General features: G+C 61.5%; 21 protein-coding genes. 8 read left to right on the top strand and 13 right to left on the bottom strand.

Annotated features, from left to right (window positions below; all coding sequences use genetic code 11):
• Positions 1-7 precede the first annotated feature (7 nt).
• From ABEA02_RS05975 to ABEA02_RS05950, 6 genes are all read right to left on the bottom strand, one after another.
• Positions 8-373, bottom strand: coding sequence for a response regulator (locus tag ABEA02_RS05975; RefSeq protein ID WP_345531957.1), 366 nt, complete (start codon positions 371-373; stop codon positions 8-10).
• 298 nt (positions 374-671) lie between these two features.
• Positions 672-1697 (bottom strand): flagellar motor protein MotB, encoded by a 1026-nt coding sequence (locus ABEA02_RS05970; RefSeq protein ID WP_345531956.1) that lies wholly within the window; start codon positions 1695-1697, stop codon positions 672-674.
• A gap of 15 nt (positions 1698-1712) precedes the next feature.
• Positions 1713-2570 (bottom strand): flagellar motor stator protein MotA, encoded by an 858-nt coding sequence (gene motA / locus ABEA02_RS05965; RefSeq protein ID WP_345531955.1) that lies wholly within the window; start codon positions 2568-2570, stop codon positions 1713-1715.
• A gap of 265 nt (positions 2571-2835) precedes the next feature.
• Positions 2836-3390, bottom strand: coding sequence for a flagellar transcriptional regulator FlhC (gene flhC / locus ABEA02_RS05960; RefSeq protein WP_345531954.1), 555 nt, complete (start codon positions 3388-3390; stop codon positions 2836-2838).
• 11 nt (positions 3391-3401) lie between these two features.
• Positions 3402-3716, bottom strand: a complete 315-nt coding sequence (gene flhD, locus ABEA02_RS05955) for a flagellar transcriptional regulator FlhD (protein WP_345531953.1) — start codon at positions 3714-3716, stop codon at positions 3402-3404.
• Positions 3717-4027: 311 nt separating this feature from the next.
• Positions 4028-6004 carry a sensor domain-containing diguanylate cyclase gene (locus tag ABEA02_RS05950; protein ID WP_345531952.1) on the bottom strand — a complete coding sequence of 659 codons (1977 nt, stop codon included), beginning with the start codon at positions 6002-6004 and terminating at the stop codon, positions 4028-4030.
• A 219-nt stretch (positions 6005-6223) separates the two neighbouring features.
• Here ABEA02_RS05950 and ABEA02_RS05945 point away from each other — a divergent pair, with 219 nt between their 5' ends.
• Positions 6224-6766 (top strand): NUDIX hydrolase, encoded by a 543-nt coding sequence (locus ABEA02_RS05945; protein WP_345531950.1) that lies wholly within the window; start codon positions 6224-6226, stop codon positions 6764-6766.
• Positions 6767-6795: 29 nt separating this feature from the next.
• Here ABEA02_RS05945 and ABEA02_RS05940 read toward each other — a convergent pair whose 3' ends face one another.
• On the bottom strand, positions 6796-7368 hold the full coding sequence (locus ABEA02_RS05940; RefSeq protein WP_345531949.1) for a hypothetical protein: 573 nt from the start codon (positions 7366-7368) through the stop codon (positions 6796-6798).
• Between the two features lie 236 nt (positions 7369-7604).
• Between ABEA02_RS05940 and ABEA02_RS05935 the strand changes: the two genes are divergently transcribed.
• The 3 genes from ABEA02_RS05935 (at position 7605) to ABEA02_RS05925 (ending at position 9461) form a co-directional block, all read left to right on the top strand.
• The gene (locus ABEA02_RS05935) at positions 7605-8234 is read left to right on the top strand and encodes an HNH endonuclease (protein ID WP_345531948.1); all 630 of its coding nucleotides are present in this window, start codon (positions 7605-7607) and stop codon (positions 8232-8234) included.
• Positions 8221-8478 carry a SemiSWEET transporter gene (locus ABEA02_RS05930; RefSeq protein WP_345531947.1) on the top strand — a complete coding sequence of 86 codons (258 nt, stop codon included), beginning with the start codon at positions 8221-8223 and terminating at the stop codon, positions 8476-8478. Before ABEA02_RS05935 ends, ABEA02_RS05930 begins: the two co-directional genes overlap by 14 nt.
• A 110-nt stretch (positions 8479-8588) precedes the next feature.
• The gene (locus ABEA02_RS05925) at positions 8589-9461 is read left to right on the top strand and encodes an NAD(P)-dependent oxidoreductase (protein WP_345531946.1); all 873 of its coding nucleotides are present in this window, start codon (positions 8589-8591) and stop codon (positions 9459-9461) included.
• Between the two features lie 174 nt (positions 9462-9635).
• On the opposite strand, the gene ABEA02_RS05920 is transcribed toward ABEA02_RS05925, so the two are convergent.
• Positions 9636-11753 (bottom strand): WD40/YVTN/BNR-like repeat-containing protein, encoded by a 2118-nt coding sequence (locus ABEA02_RS05920; protein WP_345531944.1) that lies wholly within the window; start codon positions 11751-11753, stop codon positions 9636-9638.
• Positions 11754-11888: 135 nt separating this feature from the next.
• Complete coding sequence (locus ABEA02_RS05915; RefSeq protein ID WP_345531943.1) at positions 11889-12743, bottom strand: pectate lyase; 855 nt, start codon at positions 12741-12743, stop codon at positions 11889-11891.
• Between the two features lie 343 nt (positions 12744-13086).
• Between ABEA02_RS05915 and ABEA02_RS05910 the strand changes: the two genes are divergently transcribed.
• Both ABEA02_RS05910 and ABEA02_RS05905 read left to right on the top strand, forming a co-directional pair.
• Positions 13087-13305, top strand: a complete 219-nt coding sequence (locus ABEA02_RS05910) for an NAD(P)-binding domain-containing protein (RefSeq protein WP_345531942.1) — start codon at positions 13087-13089, stop codon at positions 13303-13305.
• Between the two features lie 105 nt (positions 13306-13410).
• A complete protein-coding gene (locus ABEA02_RS05905; RefSeq protein WP_345531941.1) occupies positions 13411-15396 on the top strand; it encodes a glycoside hydrolase family protein in 1986 nt (661 codons plus the stop codon).
• Between the two features lie 56 nt (positions 15397-15452).
• On the opposite strand, the gene ABEA02_RS05900 is transcribed toward ABEA02_RS05905, so the two are convergent.
• Complete coding sequence (locus ABEA02_RS05900; RefSeq protein WP_345531940.1) at positions 15453-16031, bottom strand: DUF4337 domain-containing protein; 579 nt, start codon at positions 16029-16031, stop codon at positions 15453-15455.
• Between the two features lie 73 nt (positions 16032-16104).
• Positions 16105-18018 carry a molecular chaperone HtpG gene (gene htpG / locus ABEA02_RS05895; RefSeq protein ID WP_345531939.1) on the bottom strand — a complete coding sequence of 638 codons (1914 nt, stop codon included), beginning with the start codon at positions 18016-18018 and terminating at the stop codon, positions 16105-16107.
• A gap of 100 nt (positions 18019-18118) precedes the next feature.
• Between htpG and ABEA02_RS05890 the strand changes: the two genes are divergently transcribed.
• Positions 18119-19336, top strand: coding sequence for a sensor histidine kinase (locus ABEA02_RS05890; RefSeq protein WP_345531938.1), 1218 nt, complete (start codon positions 18119-18121; stop codon positions 19334-19336).
• A gap of 12 nt (positions 19337-19348) precedes the next feature.
• Here the strand turns inward: ABEA02_RS05890 and greB are convergent, their stop codons facing one another.
• Both greB and ABEA02_RS05880 read right to left on the bottom strand, forming a co-directional pair.
• On the bottom strand, positions 19349-19903 hold the full coding sequence (gene greB, locus ABEA02_RS05885; protein ID WP_345531937.1) for a transcription elongation factor GreB: 555 nt from the start codon (positions 19901-19903) through the stop codon (positions 19349-19351).
• 177 nt (positions 19904-20080) lie between these two features.
• Positions 20081-20314, bottom strand: a complete 234-nt coding sequence (locus ABEA02_RS05880; protein ID WP_345531936.1) for a DUF3567 family protein — start codon at positions 20312-20314, stop codon at positions 20081-20083.
• A 170-nt stretch (positions 20315-20484) separates the two neighbouring features.
• Here ABEA02_RS05880 and ABEA02_RS05875 point away from each other — a divergent pair, with 170 nt between their 5' ends.
• Positions 20485-20697, top strand: coding sequence for a YdcH family protein (locus ABEA02_RS05875; RefSeq protein WP_345531935.1), 213 nt, complete (start codon positions 20485-20487; stop codon positions 20695-20697).
• Positions 20698-20709 lie beyond the last annotated feature (12 nt).

Raw genomic sequence — 20709 nt, 5'->3', positions numbered from 1 at the left:
GTGAATATCAGCCGATGACTTTACGTACCACTTCAATGAGTTTCTGCGGATCGAAGGGTTTGACCAGCCAGCCCGTCGCGCCCGCCGCCCGCCCCTGACTCTTCATGTCGTCCGACGACTCGGTAGTCAGCATCAGGATGGGGGTACTCTTGTGCGAAGGCATGCCACGCAGGTTCTTGATCAGCGAAATGCCGTCCATGCGCGGCATGTTCTGATCAGTCAGTACGAGGTCGACACTGCGGGCCGAAGCCTTCTCCAGGCCGTCCTGACCATCCACCGCCTCCAGAACGTCGTAGCCCGCTCCCTTGAGCGTGAATGCCACCATCTGGCGGATGGAAGCCGAGTCGTCAACTGTCAGTACCGTCTTGGCCATGTAGCGCTCCCGTTCAGCAAGATATTCCGTACAAATGCACCCTCACGCAGGCCTTCATGGCCGGGCGACCAACCAGACCTGGATGGGGCCGTACACGCGCGAGGCTTGTGTTCATCAAAATCGGCACAAGAGGCTGTGCCTTGAGGGTTGCACCACAAAATATCGGTCTGGACCGACTTGGGGGGGCGCTGACGCTATCGTCATTCGCAGCCGCGATAGTCTGCGAATTCTCAGCAAGTTCACACACCCGGCCAGTCCGGCCATGACAAACGGGCAAATACGCTTGGCTACCCAAGGCTCAGCGCGTCGGCAGGTCGATGAATTTTCGCTCGCGCGGCGCTGAGCCCTGCGCCTCGGGCTGTTCGCTGGGCGTTCCCTGCAGGATTTCGTTCTCGGCACGCTTGTTGAGCACAATGATGCTGATGCGCCGGTTTGCCGGGCTGAACGGGTCGCTGCGATCCAGCGGAATGGACGAGGCCATGCCCACCACCCGGATGATGCGATCACTCTCCAGCCCTCCGGAAACCAGTTCCCTCCGGCAAGCATTGGCACGATTGGCCGAAAGCTCCCAGTTCGTGAAGCCATTCGCTTTGCCAACGTACTGCGCAGCATCGGTATGGCCAGAGATGCTCAGACGATTGTTGAATCCATTGAGCTCCTTGCCCAGCGCCCGCAGGATGTCACGCGTATAGGATTTGAGATCCGAGCTGGCGGTGTCGAACATCGGCCGGTTCTGCTCATCGACAATCTGCACCCGTAGTCCATCCGGTGTCATGTCCAGCAACAGCTGATTCTTCAGGTTCCGCAAGGTCGGGCTGGCTTCCATGACCGCCTCGATTCGCCCTTTCAGTTCCTGCAACTGACCGCGCTCTGTCCTTTCCTGTTCGGCGAGCGCGTCACTGGCAGCAGCATCAGTTTTGTCGCGCGATTGGCCCTGGTCCTTCGCATACTTGGTGCTGTCGACCTGCTGCTGCTCGGGCGGTGTAACGACAATCTTGGAAATCGCGCGCTTCTCCTTGAAGTCGCTCTTCGCAACATCGCCAATGGTTTTGGTCAGATCACTGCCACCGCCTTCAATCGGACTGCTTGAAGCACCGGTACCACGCCCGCCGTTGAGCGACAGGCGCAGCGGGTTCTGGAAGTAATCGGCGATGCCCTTGAGATCGCCCTGGGTTGTCGAACCCAGCAGCCACATCAACAGAAAGAAGGCCATCATGGCCGTCACGAAGTCGGCATAGGCAATCTTCCAGGCACCACCATGCGCACCGCCTCCGCCCTTCTTGATGCGTTTGACGACGATTGGTTGTTGATTGTTGTCGGCCACGGCAATGGTCCCGGCTTACTTGCCTTTGCGGTTCTTGATCTCTTCTTCGAGCTCCTTGAAGCCCGGCCGGTCACCCGAGTAAAGCACCTTGCGACCGAATTCGACCGCCACCTGCGGCGCATAGCCGTTCATGCTCGCCAGCAGCACAACCTTCATGCACTGGTAGATCTTGCCGTCTTCTTCGCAGATCTGTTCGAGCTGGCCCGCCACAGGGGCCACGAAGCCATAGGAAATCAGGATGCCGAGGAAGGTGCCGACCAGCGCGCCACCGATCATCTTGCCCAGCACGGCGGGGGGTTCGCCCACCGAGCCCATGACGTTCACCACCCCCATCACCGCCACGACGATACCGAAGGCTGGCGTGGCATCACCCACCTTGGCAACGATATGCGGCGCCATATGGGCTTCGTGATGGTGCGTCTCGATCTCGATATCCATCAGGTTCTCAAGCTCGAAAGCATTCAGGTTGCCGCCCACCATCATGCGCAGGTAATCGGTCAGAAACTCGACGGCATGGTGGTCATGTACAAACTTGGGGTACTTGGAAAAGATGGCGCTGGCCTCCGGATTCTCGATGTCGTTCTCGATCGACATCAGCCCCTCCTTGCGCACTTTCGAGAGAATCTCGAACAGCATGGCCAGCAGATCGACGTACAGGGCCTTGTTCTTGCCCGAGCCCTTGAACACTTTTGGCAGCGCGCCAATCGTGGCCTTGATCGCCTTGGAGCCATTGCCAGCCACGAAGCCGCCAATCGTCAGGCCGACGATTGCAATGTATTCGGTTGGCACCCACAGAGCCGCCAGGCTGCCGTGCACCGCGTAGGTGCCCAGAGCCGACGCCAGGATCACCAGATAACCGATTATCAGGAACATTTCCCAACCCCAGGATTGATTGCTTTGCCGTACGCGCACGCAATGTTCGGCGCCCCTGTTGGGTATCGGCTACTCGCTGGCAAAACTTGACGATTTGTGTGCCGCGGAGGAGCCCCGTGGTCCTGAGGCGGCCTGGTGACGCTCTTGACCGCCGAAAGTCGAAAAAAAACCGCCAGGCAGGCCGGCGGTTCATAACCCCCTGCAAAGCAGGGAGGAGGTCAGACGGAGAGAGACGACTCGGAAAACGGGTGATGCGATGCCGTACTCAGACGGCGATCTTCAGTTCTTCGCTGCTGCGGGTTGTGACGCGCTTGCCTTTGCCGGCGCGGGCCGGAATGTGGCAGAGGCCGCACACATAGCCTTGCGTCGGATCATAGGCATGGGCCACGAAACCGCCGCTGCACTTGGTGCAACACGCAAGCTGGAGCATCTTGGCGTCAAAGAAGCGCACCAGGGTCCAGGCACGGGTCAGGCTCAGCACCTGATCCAGATCGTTCGAGACGACGTGGTCGCGATACATGCGGAAGGCTTTCAGCGTGGCATCCAGGCCCTTCAGCTGCGTGTTCTTGGTGATGAAGCGCAGGAAGGACATGAAGAGCGACGCATGTACGTTCTGCTGCCAGGGGATGAACCAGTCGGTCGAGAACGGGAGCATGCCCTTGGGGGGCGACTCACCGCGGATTTCCTTGTAGAGCTTCAGCAAACGCTCACGCGACAAGCCGGTCTCGGATTCGAGCATCTGCATGCGGGCGCCCAGCTCGATCATTTCCATAGCCAACTGGGTTTCACGGGCGTCCTGGACTAGGCTTTTCATGCGCATGGCGTACTCCTTCAGGCCAGACGGCCGACAGGCTGCGAAGCAGCGAGGATGGTGGCGTGGATACGGGCAGCCTGGTTGTCGCGATCGTGATTCGACATCAGGCCAAGGAGCAATTCATCATCGAAGCGGAACTGGCACAGCAGCATGTCGCTCGACGCCATGCGCAGGATCTGTCCCGGCGAGAGTTTGACGATCAGGGCGGCGATGTCTTCGCCCACACCCAGCTTCAGCATTGCAGCCTCGCGATCAGCATGCAGCATTTGCTGCGCCAGCATCAGGTAAGCGAGGTTGAGTTCCTTGATCTCGTTCTGAAGGTTTGCTTCCATCATCGACTCCCGGCGATTTGGTGGCACCACAAGCTGCGATGCCATGGAACGCATTGTTCCCAACCGGGGGCCTACATCCAATCAGGATGGAGCGGAAAATGATGTAGCAAGGCGTGCGCTGATGCCCGTAGGAATTTGTCCTACAGTCATCAGGCAAAGGGGTAACTGGACAACAGGAAGGGGTTCAGGCTGCTGTTCCGCGATTCTACGGAGGAGCGCACCCTCTGCTTTAGCAACAGGCTCGAAAATTGATGTAAATCATTGTTTTCAAGCTGTTAATTTTTCGCCAACAGGTGCCTTCTTTCAGGCACTCAGGCCGACTGCGGACGCAACTGGACAGCCGAAACCCGGTTCCGCCCGCTCTGCTTGGCGATCTCCATGCCTTGTTCCGCCCGGCGTACCAGCGTGTCCGCGTCAGTCACCGAGCTGTCACGGCAGGCGACGCCGACACTCACCGTCAGCCGCAAGGCCAGCATGCCGGCCACGATGTCGGCATTTTCCACCGCGGCCCGCACACGGTCTGCGCAGACCTGGGCCGCTTCGAGCGATGTGTCCGGGCACAGGATCAGGAATTCGTCAGCCCCTGTCCGCGCCACCACATCATGCGCACGCAACACCGAACGCAGCGCTGCAGCCACCTGCCGCAAGGCTGCGTCACCAGCCTCATGTCCATGGGATTCATTGACGACGCGGAAGCTGTCAACATCGACCATCACGCATGACAGCGGGCGTTTGTTACGTGTCGACGCAGCCCACTCCTGTGCGAGACGTTCAATGAAGAAACGACGATTCGGGAAGCCAGTCAGCGGATCCAGCATGGCCACTTCCTGCAGGCGACGATTGCTGACGGCCAGCTCGGCTGCGTAGTGCCGTATCTCTTCGCGGTCACGTTCGATCTCTCGCTGCAGGGACGACATGCGACGCCCGGCCTGCAAGCGTGCCAGCAGCAGCCGCGGGCTGGCGGGCTTGGCCAGCACATCGTCCGCGCCACACTCGAAAGCGCGCACGCGGAACTCATCGTCTGGCGATTCGGCGACGACGATGATGAAGATGCCCTGCCCTGCACGTGTCTTGCGCAGGGTCGACAGGAACTCCTTCGTACTTTCACCCGCCATGGCCCAGTCGATGATCATGAGCTCCGGCTCGTGATCCAGCGCATGCTCGACGGCGAGTGCGATGTCCGACTCTTCCGCCACATGGTAACCAGCGCTACCGAGCAATTGACGCATCGCTGCGCGCGCGAGGGGATCGGCCATCGCTGTCAATGCGCGCAAACGCGTCGCAGTGGATGCATTCCCTGTGCTGTTCTCGTCAGTGATCAGGCTTTCCGGCTCCTCCTGCACGGTAAGCGCATCCTCGTCGACTTCGGGTTCACTCGTGTCGATGGACTCAGCAGGGGGTATGCGATGCGCCTCCACGCTGAGCAAGGCTCCCCAGTCCGCCCAGTCATTGGCAATCACGTTGCACAGCTGCCGTGTGCCGCTCTCATCGAACTCCAGTCTGGACCCCAGGGTCAGCACGCGACGCATTGTGCCGGGGCGTGTCGCATCACTTGCGAGGCACAGCTCAGCCACTGCCTGTGCGAACAGCACCGTATTGCTGACCGTACGCTCGCGGGACCCTTCGACGAAAGTGCCTTCAATGCCACGCGCCGCCACATAGGCCGACTCGCTGAACACACGTGGCATACCCCAGTCAGCCAGCATCGCGGCACCAAGCTCGGCGTGGTCCATACCGAAACGCTTGTTTTCTGCCTCGAAGATGTCGAATCCAGGCGTCTTCTCGGCGGCAGTCAGGATCTCGCTGTACTCGACCGGGTACAACGTCGCCAGCGCCAGCTCGCCCACACGGGACAGCAAGCCGAGGCAATAGATCTCGTCGGGCGCTGCTGCACGTGTGCGCAGGGTCACTGCCTGAGTCGCAACGGCGTTGACGAGGCAAGCCGACCAGTAGCGGGCATAGTTGAACGCCTTGCACGGACCCGAGCGAAAGTGGGTCATGAGAGAGAACCCCAGCGCCATGGTGCGCACAGCGGGCATGCCCAGTACGGTCAGGGCATCCTGCACCGAGGCAATAGGCCGACGGCCAAAGCCGATCACACCATTGGCAGCCTTGATCAGACGGCCGACAAAAGCCGGGTCGGTACGGATGATGCGCGCCATTTCGGCCATCGACGCATCTTCCTGAGTCGCCAGGCGCATGATGGCCAAAGCGACGCCTTTCGGCGAAGGCAGATCGCCCGAGGCCTTCAGCTCTTCCAGTCTCGCCGTGTCGATCGGTGGTGCCATGATCACGCCCTCTTCATCTCCAGCCTCCGCCCTGCGCGCATCTCGGCAAGCAGGCATCGCCGGAAACCAGCTCCCAGCGTGCACATATCGGCAGCTACCTGCCTGCCTTGAGCCATATCTGCGCCCCCAGTGCCAGAACGCCCCCGCGCCGTCTTCAGCCGCCACAGGCCAAATCTGCCATGCGCTACACTCGAAGCCGCTCCCAATCTCCCCCAGACCATGAACTTCTGCTCATGCTGCGGTGCGCCCGTCGTACTGCGCGTTCCACCCGGTGATTCGCTGCCCCGGCACGTTTGCGATGCCTGCGGTGAGATCCATTACATCAACCCGAAAATGGTGGTCGGCACCATCGCTGAGTATCAGGGCAAGGTCCTTCTGTGCCGCCGTGGCATCGAGCCGCGCCGCGGTTTGTGGACGTTGCCAGCGGGCTTTATGGAACTGAACGAGACCACGGCCGAGGGCGCACGCCGCGAGACCCGGGAAGAGGCCTGCGCCGATGTGCACATCGACGCGCTGTACTCGCTCGTCAATGTCACCCACATCAACCAGGTGCACATCTTCTTCCGTGGCACGCTGAAAGTGCCTGAATTCGCGGCAGGTGAAGAGTCACTAGACGTACAGCTATTCGACGAGGCCGACATTCCCTGGGCGGAGATTGCCTTCCGCTCGGTCGCCGCCTCCCTGCGGCAGTACTTCGCCGACCGCAGCGCAGGTCCGTTCGGTTGCCACTGCATCAATCTGCCACCGCCCGATCCCGTATAGAACCGTCTGAGCCCGGCGCGGGGCCTGACTCACTCTAACGCCAGCGTCAAAATCAGCGGCCGGCCGCGCAGCGCTTCCGGTACCACAACACTGCCGATTGCGGCCGCGAGGCCCGCACGCAAAGCCTCTGGCAACTCGCCGTGTATCGCCACCAACTGGCCCGACGCATCGAACTCCGCAGCCCAGGTGCGCGGCCCGGCAGGCAAGCCGGCCAGGATGCGCGGCGATCCGCGCAAGATCTCCCCAACGCGCAAACGCAGGGCGAGCATGGCCTCATCAATAGACCCTGAGCGCAAGCCATCGGCAGCGGGCATATCTCTGACATGGGCGACGGTACGCTGCATTTCAACACTCTCAGCGCCCTGCGTCGGTATCACCACATCCGGCGCAGACGGCATGGCCGTCGACGAAGCCACCACAGCTGGCTTGAGTGGCAGATCGGCAGCAACATGACCAGACGGCTTCAATACTCGCTCATCCGCAGCCTCCTGCACCCCAGCATCGACTTTGCGGTCGGTTGCGCCGCCATCCAGTCTTACCTGCAAAACCGGCGACCCAGCCTCAAACGGCCCGAAACCCGCGCCGCGCAGCAGATCCAGCACCACCCAGTGCAGAAGCAGTGAAGCCAACACCCCCCAACCCAGCAGTCTCTTCCAGTGCGGCATGTGTCTCAGGCTTGTCATCTTTCAAAATTCCGGTTGCTGCGCATACACCCAAGCGGATAAGCTAGCTTCAACGCGCCTTCCGGGCCCCGGGGGTCACGTACGGATTCATTGTTCCACCACCCAACGCAACAAGGAATCTTCGACAGCAGTACCCTCGGCAGGACGGTGACATCATGCACTCAACGCAGCTGCGCCCACTCCACCCCAACAGGCGTCCGATGATCCTGACGCTGGACATGTTCGGCCAGCCCCATCGCTGGGTGACCTGGCAACATGCCCTCTTCTACTACTCCAAGAACCTTGTCGCCTGGGATGCCGGCGAACAGTGCTTCACCTTCGTCGGCGGGTACTCGCGCCTCACCGGCCGACGCTCGGAGATGACCGCCAACAGCATCATCGCCATCAAAGGCCGCGCACTGCATCCGCGCAGCCTGCACCAGACACCACCTCTGTCGAACCGCGAGTTGTTCCACCGTGATCGACAGATCTGCGGCTACTGCGGTGACACCTTCAGCACAACGCGCCTGACGCGCGACCACATCAAACCCGTCTCACAAGGCGGAGCGGACATCTGGATGAACGTCGTGACCGCCTGCCGAAACTGCAATCAGCGCAAGGCCGGGCGCACGCCAGAGCAGGCGCACATGCTGCTGCTCTACGCGCCCTATGTGCCCAACAAGGCCGAGTATCTGATTCTCTCCAACCGCAATATCCTTACTGACCAGATGGACTTTCTGGCCCGTCATCTGCCCGCGCAAAGCCGATGGCGCGGTGCCACGCACCTAGACCATGCCACCGCTTAACGACCTGATCGGTTTCGCCGCAGCAAGCCTTACCACCGCCGCATTTGTCCCTCAAGCCTGGCTCACCTGGAAGACGCGCTCCGCCAAGGGTGTGTCGCTGGGCATGTATTCCGTATTCGTCACCGGTGTCGCCCTGTGGCTCATTTACGGCCTGCAGATCGGCGCCTTGCCCGTTGTTATCGCCAACGCCATCACCCTCGCGCTGGCCAGCTTCATTCTGATCATGAAGCTGCGCTTCGGTTGATCGCTTCGCACACACCTCCAACGCAATAAGCAACATGCGCCAGCACGTACGCAGCGCAGCGCGGTTTCCTTTACTGTGACGCGTCATCACAGCATGGAAGAGCGCAGATCGTGACCCCTAATACAATTCGCTATGGTTTTCTCGGGCTCGGCATCATGGGCCGGGCCATGGCCACCAACCTTATCCGCGCCGGCTTCGATGTAACGGTCTGGAATCGCACAGCCGAGCGATGCGCCCCACTCGTTGCACTCGGTGCCAGGCAGGCCGCGACGCCGGCCGAAGTCGCTGCCCGCTGCGACATCACCTTCGCCATCCTCGCCGATCCCGCAGCGGCTCGCGAAACCTGCTTCGGCGCTGAGGGCGTCCTGGCCGGGATCGGCGGCAATCGCGGCTATATCGACATGTCCACGGTCGACGACCAGACGGCGCGGGACATCAGCGAAGCTATCGCCGCACGCGGTGGCCGCTTCCTCGAAGCTCCGGTCTCCGGCACAAAAAAGCCCGCCGAAGACGGCACCCTCGTCATCCTCGCTGGCGGCGATCGCAGCCTTTTCGATGACGCAGGCCCGGCACTGGACAAGCTCGGCAAGAAGCGCATGCACCTTGGCGATGTCGGCCAGGGCGCGCGCATGAAGCTGGTCGTAAACATGATCATGGGCAGCATGCTCACTGCTTTCAGCGAGGGCCTGTCACTGGGTATGAAAGGCAATCTTGACGGTGCCCAGATCCTCGAAGTGCTCGAAGCCGGCGCCATGGCCTGCCCAATGTTCAAGGGCAAAGGGCCCATGCTGCTCGCCGGCGACTACAGCACCAGCTTCCCGCTCAAACACATGCAGAAGGATCTGAGGCTCGCCATCGCCCTCAGTGAAGAACTCGGACAAACACTGCACACGGCCGCAGCGACGAATGAAATCTTCAAGCGCGCGCTCATCGCCGGGCATGGCGAAGCGGACATTGCAGCCGTGCACAGCATCATTCGCTGAAGGAGCCTGTCGTTACGATCAGCGCCCTCGAAGTGTTGGCAGCGGTTGCAGGACTTAGTCGACTCCGGCAACGCCGACTGCGCGCACTTGAACGCGAGAAACGGCAACATCGACATGATGCTGAGCCACGCCGCTGGACTGCGGCCTGCGGGAGTCAACGCGAAAGCGCCAGCCTCAGCGCGTCGCCGGATAACTGACCAGGCGTTCGCCAAAGAGCCACAGCGTCTTGTCGCCCGGCAGATACTGCATCGAGCGGAAATGGCGCGGCGTGCCCGTGTCATGCTCGGTCCAGTGTTCGGTGTCGCGCGAGCTCAGCAGCAGGCCGTCTCGCCCTGTCAGCCAGGTCGTGCCATCGGGCGTGCGGAGGATGCGCCGCAGGTTGGCCTTGCGTGGCAACACCAGCGCGCGCCAGGCCTTGCCACCATCGGTGCTTTTGAGCAACGCACCGTCGGCCCCTGCGACAAGCAGCAGATCGGGCTGAGCGGAATCCGCCACGATGTCACGCAGGAAGTAGCGAGCGGGCAACGCGACAGGCCTCGGGTTTTCACCTCTGGCATCCAGCTGCATGAGCGTCGCCCCGGCGCCCAACAACCAGACCTTGCCGGCCGCGAAGCTGATGTTGTTCCACTGCACCTGTGCGTCCTGGTGCACGACCTCCCATCGCTCCCCAGACGCTGGCGCCCGCAGCACCAGCCCATCGGCGCCTGCCGCCAGGAAGCCCCCTTCGGGCAGTGCAACCAGGTCGTCGAGCTTGCGCGACTCCCGGTCTACTGGCGCCCAGCTCTTGCCGCCATCGGCTGAGCGCAGGATCCAGCCAGGATTGGCCACCGCGATGGCAACGCCGCTTTGCGGATGCACGACGATGCGCTGGAAGTTGCCCAACTCACCATCATCGCCCTTGTAGACAACCTGCCAGCTCTCGCCGGCATCGCTGCTGCGCACGATGGTGGCCGCGGAGCCAGCGGCAAGCCAGGTGTCCGCCGAAACACGCGCAAGACTTTGCAGGTACTGGTTGTATTGCAGCGAATGGCGCGCGTATCGCCAGTTCTGCGTCGCCAGATCCTGCGCGGATGCGGCGCGGGCGATCAGGCCGTTGGCGCCCACAAGCAACGCACCGCCGTTGTCGAGCGGCTTCAGATCATTGACGTAGCGTTTCAGATTGGCCCGCACCTGCCATTGCGGCGCGCGCTCAGCGAGCATGCCGCCTTCGCCATATAAAAGCAGACCACGCTGTGTCGCCGCGATTCCGCGCACATTGTCCTGCCCGCTGGAGAGCTCGGGCTGCCAGCTGCGACCCGCATCAGTCGACCGGAAAACCTCACCGCTGCTCAACACGGCATAGAGCACCTCTGCCTCTTTCACAAAGCCGCTCAGCATGCCCTTGACGGGCAGGGTGTGCAGCGTGAAACGCCCACCCTCGTCGGTTGATCGGGCAATCTGCCCCGCGTTGTTGCCGACCAGCAGGATGGCGCTGCTCGGGTCGCGAAACGCGGCATTCCACAACACCGGCCCCTGGCTTGCCGTATTGCCCGGCAAGCGCATCCATATCAGGCGCCCGGTCACGGTATCCAATTCCAGCGCGTCCTGGCCCTGACCAAACGCCAGCCAGCGATCACCCAGCTTGCGCCAGTAGGTCAGGGCCGCCATGGTCTCAGGGCGCGGCACCCGACCACGCAAGCGCGGCAACTCGACGACCTGCCAGTCCAGCGGGTTGTCTCGGGTGAAGTAAAGCGTCTGCCCGTTTGCATAGGCCACCGCCTGCGGCGCTTTGCCGGGGGTCTGCGCCACGAAGAGGTTCGACCAGTTCTGCATCTGCGGCTGCGGGTAGTCCTTCCAGGATCTCTCATCCCAGTCCGCTTCGCTCATTGCTGCCCGGTCTTCCAGCGTACGCACGCTGCATTGCGAGGGTTCCTGCGCGCACACCCAGCTGATCCAGCGCCGGCCGACAGGATCGTATGCCGCGCGGTAAGTCTGCACGTCGGGGGTGATCGCGCGCCAGCGTCCTCCGCCGGCGGGTTTGAGCAGCAAGACACCATCCGCCACCGCAAGCCAGCGCTGCAGCGATGGATCGAATGCCACATCTTCCAGCGGCTGGTTGCTCACGCGCTCCTGCCGCCACTCTTCACTCCCGGCTGCGCGCCATTGCAGGATGCCGTCGGCACTGAGAAGTACCTCGGCTTTTTCGTTTTGTCGGAAATCCTGCCAGGTCGGATTGGCAATCAGCTGAGCCTGCGCGCAGCTGCAGAAAAAAATGAAGCAAGCGCTGGCTGCGCTAAGGAAACGGGACAGCATGCGTTGTATCCGGGATCGAGAGCAAGGTCGGCGGACCCGCCGGGTCAAAACGGGGCTTATACAAGCAAAAAGCCCCGGCCTCGTGGGAGAGCCGGGGCCTGCATGATACGGCGTCAGATCATGCAATCAGAGCCATCACAGTGCGCTGACGTCGGACATGCTGACGTTGCAGCTGGTGGTGTTCCAGGCTTGACCATCACCCACCTTGGCGCTGCTGCCCTTGCCCTTCTGCACACCTTCATACTGGTCGCAGATGGCGGGGGTGGTCTTGTTGCCGCCGGTATCAAGGGTGGTGCTGGAGACCTTGTAGCCTTCGACCTTCAGCGAACGGATCGTCGCGGTGTCATGGCGACCGCTGATGATCTTCTTGTTGGCGTCGCGGTACTGCGAGTTCACGCCGACGATGCTGCCGATCTTGCCCTTCACAGTCACGTTGCTGACATTGATGGTGCGCGGGCCAAGGTTGGTCGTGCAGTCACCGCAGGAACGGGCCAGCTTGCCGACCGAACCCGAGATGTCGCCAGCCGCGATCGTGGCGGTGAAGCCGCCGTTGATGGTCAGGCTGGTGTTGGCGTTGTTGATCTGGAAGAACTTGTCCGGCTTGCCGCCCTTGGCATTGTCGGTCGTTGCCGTATTCACGGCGGAGCCACCGGTTACAACCATCTTGGCGTTGTCAGCGATCACCGAGGCAGCATCCTCACAGACCTCCAGCCACTTCACGTTGATCAGCGTGCAGGTGCCGCCAACACAATGGATACCATCCGATGCGCCGGTCGCCGAGATCGTGACGTTCTTGACCGTTGCGTTGTTCAGCGTCAGCACCGCCGGTTGCGTTTCGCTGTCACCCTTGCAGGACAGGCCGATCGTGGCGCCGCCGCAATCAACCGTGGTGTTCGAGTAGCTGTCGCCAGCCTTGCACGAAGCAGCCTGGGCACCCGTGCTCATGCCTGCAGCGACCAGAAGAGCAAAAACGAGTTTGTTCAGTTGCATGGTAGTCTCCATAGTTTTGTACAATCACCAACAAGATGGCGATAGAAATCACCAAAATGTTCGGCTATTGTACAAAAACTACTCTGATACGCGCATTAGTATTTTTTTGTTTGTGCGGAATTTTCCACAAGAAAGCCCGATTTTGGCGTTTGGAGCGAATGGACCAAAGCGTCCGTTGGCCCCAAGTTTTCCTTGAGAACCAGGAACTAACTGGCGCTCTGCGGGCGGCAACGAGCAGTCTTCGTGGCGAAACGCTGGGATGTAAGGCAAAAAACTCCGACAGACGGAACGCACAAAAGCACTTCGCCACCCGCCACTTGGTGGCCCCCGCCAGTCATGCCCGTTGTTCAAGGGCAAAGGACCCTGGCTGCTCGCCGGCGACTGCAGCACCAGCTTCCCGCTCAAGCACATGCAGAAGGATCTGAGGCTCGCCATCGCCCTCAGTGAAGAACTCGGACAGACCCTGCACACCGCGACGTCCAGCAACGAACCGTTAAAGCGCGCACTGCTGGCCGGGCATGTCGACGCGGACATTGCGGCAGTGCATGGCGTTATACGTTAAGCATTTCTGAGGTTTCCCGGACCAGCATAACCGCCGGAGCGGCACAGGCATCCGGTCATCATTGCTGTCTGGCCGCACAGGGCGTAGCCCCCTAATGTGCCGCGCATGAAAACACAGCCCAGTCGTCGTGCCGCCCTCATAACCCTTGGCCAGCTCACCCTGCTCACCGCCTGTGGTGGCAATGGTGGAGGAGGCGGCTCAGGTGGCACCAGCGGAGGGAGTAGCTCATCGAGCTCAACTTCAAGTGTTTCAACAAGCGCCAGCAGCAGCGCCGCGTCCTCTGCGTCGTCTTCCGTAAGCAGCTCCAGCGCTGGCAGCAGCGTCGGCGGTGACTTCATGCCCGCCGACCGCCGCACCGTCTGGAACCCGGGCCTCAATGCAGTCGGAGGCATCCCCGCGCGCAGCACCATTTACCAGACCCTCAGCCCCAGCGGCAATGACGACACGGCCGCCATCCAGGCTGCGCTCAACACCTGCCCTGCAGGACAAGTCGTGCGCCTGGCTGCGGGCACCTTCAAGATCAGCGGTATGGGGCTGGAGCTACCGCGCTCCAACATCACGCTACGTGGCGCCGGGTCCAGCGTGACACGCCTGGTGCAGGCGGACAACGCCTCTTATCCGGTCATCGTCGTCGGTACGCGCTGGGTCAAGCACACTGAATCACGCCCCCTTACCGCTAATGGCGCGAAGGGAAGCTACAGCATTACCGTTTCGAGCGCGGCCGGTCTCAAGATCGGCGAGATCATTACGCTCAACCAGGTCTCCGACGACACGCGCTCCGACACCGTAGCTCCCGTGCGCAAGGTCTATTGGGGCAAGAACACGCTCTCCCCCACCGACGACACACGGCGCTGGTTCTGCGAACTCAATCGCCCCATCGGCCAGTCGCTCGAAATCACGGCCATCAACGGCAACCAGATCACCTTCAACACGCCGCTACACATCGACTTCGAGACAGCACTGTCGGCCCACATCTGCCGATTCTCGACGCAAGACCCGGACAGCAAGGGCTGGAGCGCTCCGTGGGCCAGCCAGGTCGACGCTACGCGCTACACCGGCATCGAAGATCTCGCCGTCGTGAATGGTGGTGGTGGCGATGGTGGCGGCAACATCCACTTCTGGGCCTGCGCCTACTGCTGGGTCAAGAACGTCGAGAGCTCGGGCAGCATCGGCCACAGCTGCAACCTCGAAAACAGCTTCCGCTGCGAAGTACGCGACTCCTACTTCCACAGCACGCGCGACCCCAACCCCGGCGGCGCAGGCTACGGCATCGGCCTCAACGTCTACAGCTCCGATTGTCTGTTCGAGAACAACATCGTATGGGGCTTCAACAAGCTCACCATCGGCCGCGCCTCGGGCGGCGGCAACGTCTTCGGCTACAACTACCTGCAGGACGGTTACGGCGCCGGTTACGTGCAGATTCCCGAAGTCGGCAGCGGCGCCAACCACTACGCCGGCGCGCACATGGAGCTGTTTGAAGGCAACGAATGCTTCAACGCCGACAGCGAGTCCTACTGGGGCAACGCCATCTACGGCACCTACTACCGCAACCACTTCACCGGCCTGCGCATCTCGGCTTCACCGCTGACACTGGTCGACGCGTTCGGCCGGCGCATCGTCGGCGTCGACGCACACGCCTGGTGGTTCTCTTTCGTCGGCAACGTGCTGGGCTTCCCGGCCATGCCCTTGCTGAGTGGCACCGACCCGCACGGCGACACCTACAACCAGACCGGCTTCATCTACCAGACTGATTCCAACTGGTATTCGAACTACAACGTCATGGTCTCGAAAGTGCCAGTCTGGAATATCGGCCATGACGGCGACAACACCTCGGCACCGGACCCGCTGGCCCTGGCGCGCACCTACCGCCACGGCAACTACGACTACTTCACGCAGACCACGGTGTGGGATGGCGGCACCAGCAACCACAGCTTGCCAGCCTCGCTCTACCTCAGCGCCAAACCCGCCTTCTTCGGCAGCAATCCCTGGCCGCGCATCTCACCCGAGACGCCCAGCACGCCACTGCTAGGTGAGCTCCCTGCCAAAGCGCGCTTCCGTGCCATCAAGGGGCTGGCACTGACGCAGCAATAGAAAAGGTCCGCTACAAGCGGCCCTTCTTCCTTGCTCAGGCCCGAGAGAGTCGGGCGTCAGATGTGCGCCAACGCCGCAGCCCCCAGTGCAGCGCCCAAGGTTGCCACGACATAGACGGCGTACTGCAGCCAGCGCTTACGCGTCAGCAGCGCAATGGCAGACAGCGCAATCGATACCTGCAACACGGTGGTCGCCTGAGCCCAGCGGTGGTGCAGATGCATCTCCTGCTCCGAGCGCTCGTCCCACTCTTTCGCTTCTGCCTCCAGCACCTCGGCCTGCTTCTGGATCTCCGCCTTCTCGGTCTTGTAGCGATCGACATCCTTGGCGAACTTCTCGGCGCGATCACCGCTGGCTAACACCGATCCCAGCTCGGCAATGTTCTGCTTGCTGCTCTTGGACTGATAGAAGTTCCACTGATTGGACGCCTCTGTCTTGCGGATCGCCGCGTTGTTCTTGTAGAGCATTGCGTTGGCTTGAGTCGCGCCGCCTTCATAGGCGAACAGGGCTCCCAGCGTCGCGAGGATCGCCGTCGTTACCGCCACTCGCCCTGCAAAACCGTCCTGAGCGCCATGGGCGCCTGCGTGCTCCAGCTCGTGGTCATGCGGACCATGAACATGAAAACCATGTCCTGACATTGAATTTCCCCGGTAGCTATTGCCCACCCGCAGTTCGCTGCAGGTGGGTCATTCTTGTGTTGAATCGTGAGGCTTACTTGCTGAGGTCGAGCATCAGCTGGTTCATACGCTTGATGAAGGTCGCCGGATCGTCGAGCGTGCCGCCTTCTGCCAACAGTGCCTGGTCGAACAGCACGGCAGCCCAGTCGTCGAATTTCGATTCTTCGGACTTGAGGCGCGCCACCACCGGATGCTCAGGGTTGATTTCGAGGATGGGGGCTGAGGTAGGCACGTTCTGACCGGCTGCTTTCAGCAAACGCGCGAGATTGGCACCCATTTCGTGCTCGTCGACCACGAGGCAGGCCGGGCTGTCGGTGAGGCGGTGCGTGACGCGCACTTCCTTGACCTTGTCGCCGAGTGAAGTCTTGACCTTTTCGAGCAGGGGCTTGAATTCTTCAGCCTGCTCTTCGACCTTCTTCTTCTCGGCTTCGTCTTCGAGCGAACCGAGATCGAGGTCACCCTTGGCGACCGAAACGATCTGCTTGCCCTCAAATTCAGGGAGGTAGCCGACGGCCCATTCATCGATGCGGTCCGACAGCAGCAGCACTTCGATGCCTTTCTTGCGGAAGACTTCGAGGTGCGGGCTGTTTTTCGCAGCGTTGAAGCTCTCGGCCGTCACATAGTAGATCTTCTCCTGGCCTTCCTTCATGCGGCCGATGTAGTCCTTGAGTGACACGGACTCTTCGGGCGAGTCCAGATGCGTGGAGGCAAACCGCAGCAGGCCTGCGATCTTGTCCTTGTTCGCATGGTCTTCGCCGAGGCCTTCCTTGAGCACGCGGCCGAATTCTGTCCAGAAAGCGGCGTAGTCCTCCTTGCGGTTATCGGCGAGGTCTTCGAGCAGGCCAAGAACCTTCTTCGTGCAGCCACCGCGGATGGTGTCGACGTCCTTGCTCTCCTGCAGGATCTCGCGCGACACGTTGAGCGGCAGGTCAGCCGAGTCGACAACACCACGCACGAAGCGCAGGTAGTGCGGCAGCAGCTTCTCGGCATCGTCCATGATGAAGACGCGGCGCACGTAGAGCTTGAGGCCGTGGCGCGGCGTGCGGTCGTACAGATCGAACGGGGCGCGCTTGGGCACATACAGCAGCTGGGTGTATTCGTGACGCCCTTCGACCTTGGCGTGGCTCCAGGCCACCGGGTCTTCGTAGTCGTGCGAGACGTGCTTGTAGAACGCCTTGTAGTCGTCTTCAGAGATGTCGTTCTTCGAACGCGTCCACAGCGCATTGGCCTGATTGACGGTTTCCTCTTCATCCTTGACGACGTTCTCGGCCTTCTCCTGATCCCATTCTTCCTTCTGCATCACGATGGGCTGGACGATGTGATCCGAGTACTTGCGGATGATGCTGCGCAGTTTCCAGCCGGACAGCAGGTCGTCTTCGCCCTCGCGCAGGTGCAGGATGATGTCGGTGCCGCGGATGGCCTTGGTGTATTGCGCCACCGAGTACTCGCCGGCTTCGTCACCGGCCATCGAGCATTCCCATTTGACGCCGGCATCCGCCGCGTCGCCCGCACGGCGCGTCAGAACCGTGACCTTGTCTGCCACGATGAAGGCCGAGTAGAAACCCACGCCGAACTGGCCGATCAGGTTGGCATCGGCCTGTTTGTCGCCAGAGAGCCTGGAGAAGAATTCCTTGGTGCCGGACTTGGCGATTGTGCCGAGGTGGGCGATGGCTTCGTCACGGTTCATGCCGATGCCGTTGTCCGAAATCGTGACCGTGCGCGAGGCCTTGTCGAAGCTGACGCGAATCTTCAGCTCACTGTCGTTCTCGAACAGCGCGCCATTGTCGAGGGCCTCGAAGCGCAGCTTGTCGCAAGCGTCTGAAGCATTGGAAACCAGTTCGCGGAGAAAGATTTCGCGGTTCGAATACAGCGAATGGATCATCAGGTGCAGCAGCTGCTTCACCTCGGCCTGGAAGCCGCGCTTTTCGATTTGACTGGTGTCGGACATGGCAAAAGCTCCTTCTATTCCGGGAAGAGTGTTGTACAAGACCCGCCTAATATGGGGCCCCATCGTGCTACTTCAAGCCCCTTTTCCGTTGGCCCGAACCATGACTGCCGCCCCGCCCCCCGCCGCCCGCGTGCGGCCTGCGCCGGACCCGGCAGGCCACAGCGCCCGGCTGGCCCGGCGTCTGCTGATTGGCTATGTCCTGACGGCCCTGGTACTGATCGTTACGGCCGCCGTGCTGATCGACCGCGATTTCCGGGGCGAGACGGCCAGCCAGAGCGCACGCCAGGCCGCGGCCCACCAGTTGGAAGAGCAGATTCTTGCCACGCTGGGTGCGACGCCCGCCACAGCCCGTATGATCGATAACCTGCACAGTGTGACGCCGACACCAGCCGAAGCGCTGGAGGGCTATCGCACGCAACGTAACCGCCTCATCGCCGGCGCCGGCGTCCTGCTCGGCATGCTGGCTTTCATGCTGTGGATCATCTACCGCGACAGCCAGCGCCGCGAAGCGGATCAGCAGGAGCTCGCCGAGATCAACGCCTCACTGGAGGACCGTGTGCGCCAGCGCACTGCCGAGCTGGAACAGTCCAACCGTGACCTCGTCGGTTTCAGCTATTCGATTTCGCACGACCTGCGGGCGCCGCTGCGCGCCATCAACGGTTTCTCCCACGCACTCCTGGAAGACGCAGGCGAACAGCTGGATGAGCAGGGGCGCGACCACCTGGGCCGGATCATGCGCGCCAGCCTGCGCATGGGCGAACTGATTGACGAGCTGCTCAACCTGGCCAACGTGCTGCGCCGCCCGCTCAACATCAAGACAGTTTCGCTCACCGCGCTGGCCAACGATGTGTTCGCCGAACTGCGCATCACAGACCCCGAGCGCCAGGCCGAGCTGCACGTGCAGGACGAGATGTTCGCCGAGGGCGATGAATCGCTGCTGCGCAATGCGATCAGCAACCTGTTGCACAACGCCTGGAAGTTCACGCAGCAATCCTGGCCAACCTACATCAGCATCACAGCCGAATCGACACCGGAATTCATGCGCTACACCGTCGCCGATAACGGCGTGGGCTTCGACATGGCGCATGCCAAGCGCCTTTTCCAGCCCTTCCAGCAACTGCACGCAGACCAGGGCTACGGCGGCATGGGCATCGGGCTGGCTTCTGTGCGACGCATCATCGAGCGCCATGGCGGCAGCATACAGGCCGAGTCCAGCCCTGGCGAAGGAGCGCGCTTCGTGTTCACCCTGCCTCACAAGGTAGCCGTGGTGCGCCGCCGCCGCGGGCACGCACTTGCCACGCCCGACACCCAGGCCTGAATCCGCTACGCCTCAGACGTAGCGGACTTCAAGGATGTCGATCTCGCGCACGCCACCGGGCGTCACGAGTTTCACCGTATCTCCTTCGCGGGCTTTGATGAGCGTGCGCGCCATCGGCGAGATCCAGCTGATGCGGCCCTCGGACGCGTTGGCCTCGTCCACGCCAACGATCTGGAATTCCGACTCCACGCCGTCCTGGTCGCTGACCCGCACCGTGGCGCCGAAGAAGACCTGGTCCCGGTTCTCCTGATCCTCAGGATCCACCACGCTCGCCGACTCCAGACGCTTGATGAGGAAGCGGATGCGACGGTCGATTTCGCGCAGGCGGCGTTTGCCGTAGATGTAATCGCCATTTTCCGAACGGTCACCGTTGCTCGCAGCCCAGGATACGACCGACACGATCTCTGGCCGCTCGACGCGCAGCAAATTGTCCAGCTCCGCTTTAAGCGTCTGGAACCCTCGGCGAGTCATGTAGTTCTTCGTGCCGGGCGGCAAGCCGGCCGTCGCGCCATCCTCTTCGTCCTGATCGGCGTCCTGATCGTTTTCGCGTGTAAAGGCTTTGCTCATGCTGCTTCCTTCTGGGAGCTACAGATTTTAGGGCGTATTCGCCCCAAACATTTCACGCGGCAGTGCACAATCCAAATGAAACGGGCGCCTCGCGGCGCCCGGACTTGCGGTTTTTCCCTATGAACTATTTCACGCGCGGGTATCTAAGCTGATTCTTGTAGCCCTTGGTGACGGGCCTCATTGGTAAATCGCAGGCTGGGTGAAGAGGGCGTCGAACTGGTCGATGCAAATGTCCAGTTCGTCGGCACTTTCCCCGTGTGACAGGGCATCGGCAAGCTCATCGCGAAACTTCTGCGCGGCAGTCCCATACAGGAAGACGCCTTTTGCTCGCCGCTTGTCGATTGCCTCCAGCCCATCAACGGAGGGGTAATCAACCACGTAAAGAATCGGGTTATTCAGGACCACCATCATGGCTTGCCCTCCTCTGGTCAGGTTAGGTCTGGTGAAATCACCGGGCCTGATACTCAAATCGGATTCAAGCCGGGAAAACTCAAGCCGTATTTAACAAATTGACTCAAATTAACGACGACCGGACACATGCACTGGTTAACGGTCGAACTGAAACAAGCTGGAGGACGATGATGACCGCAACCGTTGATCAGTCCATGAGCCTTGAGATCCGGCTGGCATCGCTCCGCGACGAGCATCGCCAACTGGACGACACCATTTCCAGCCTCGGTCTGAGCAACTGGAGCGACGATCTGACGTTGCACCGCCTCAAGAAGCGCAAGCTCATGGTGCGTGATCGCATCAATCTCATCGAACGCATGCTGCAACCGGACGCTCGCGCCTGATCCGGCCGGACT

The organism is Viridibacterium curvum (assembly GCF_039544165.1).
GTDB classification, from domain to species: domain Bacteria; phylum Pseudomonadota; class Gammaproteobacteria; order Burkholderiales; family Rhodocyclaceae; genus Viridibacterium; species Viridibacterium curvum.
Note: the sequence above shows the minus strand (reverse complement) of the source record. Positions and strands in the feature narration are given on the sequence as shown.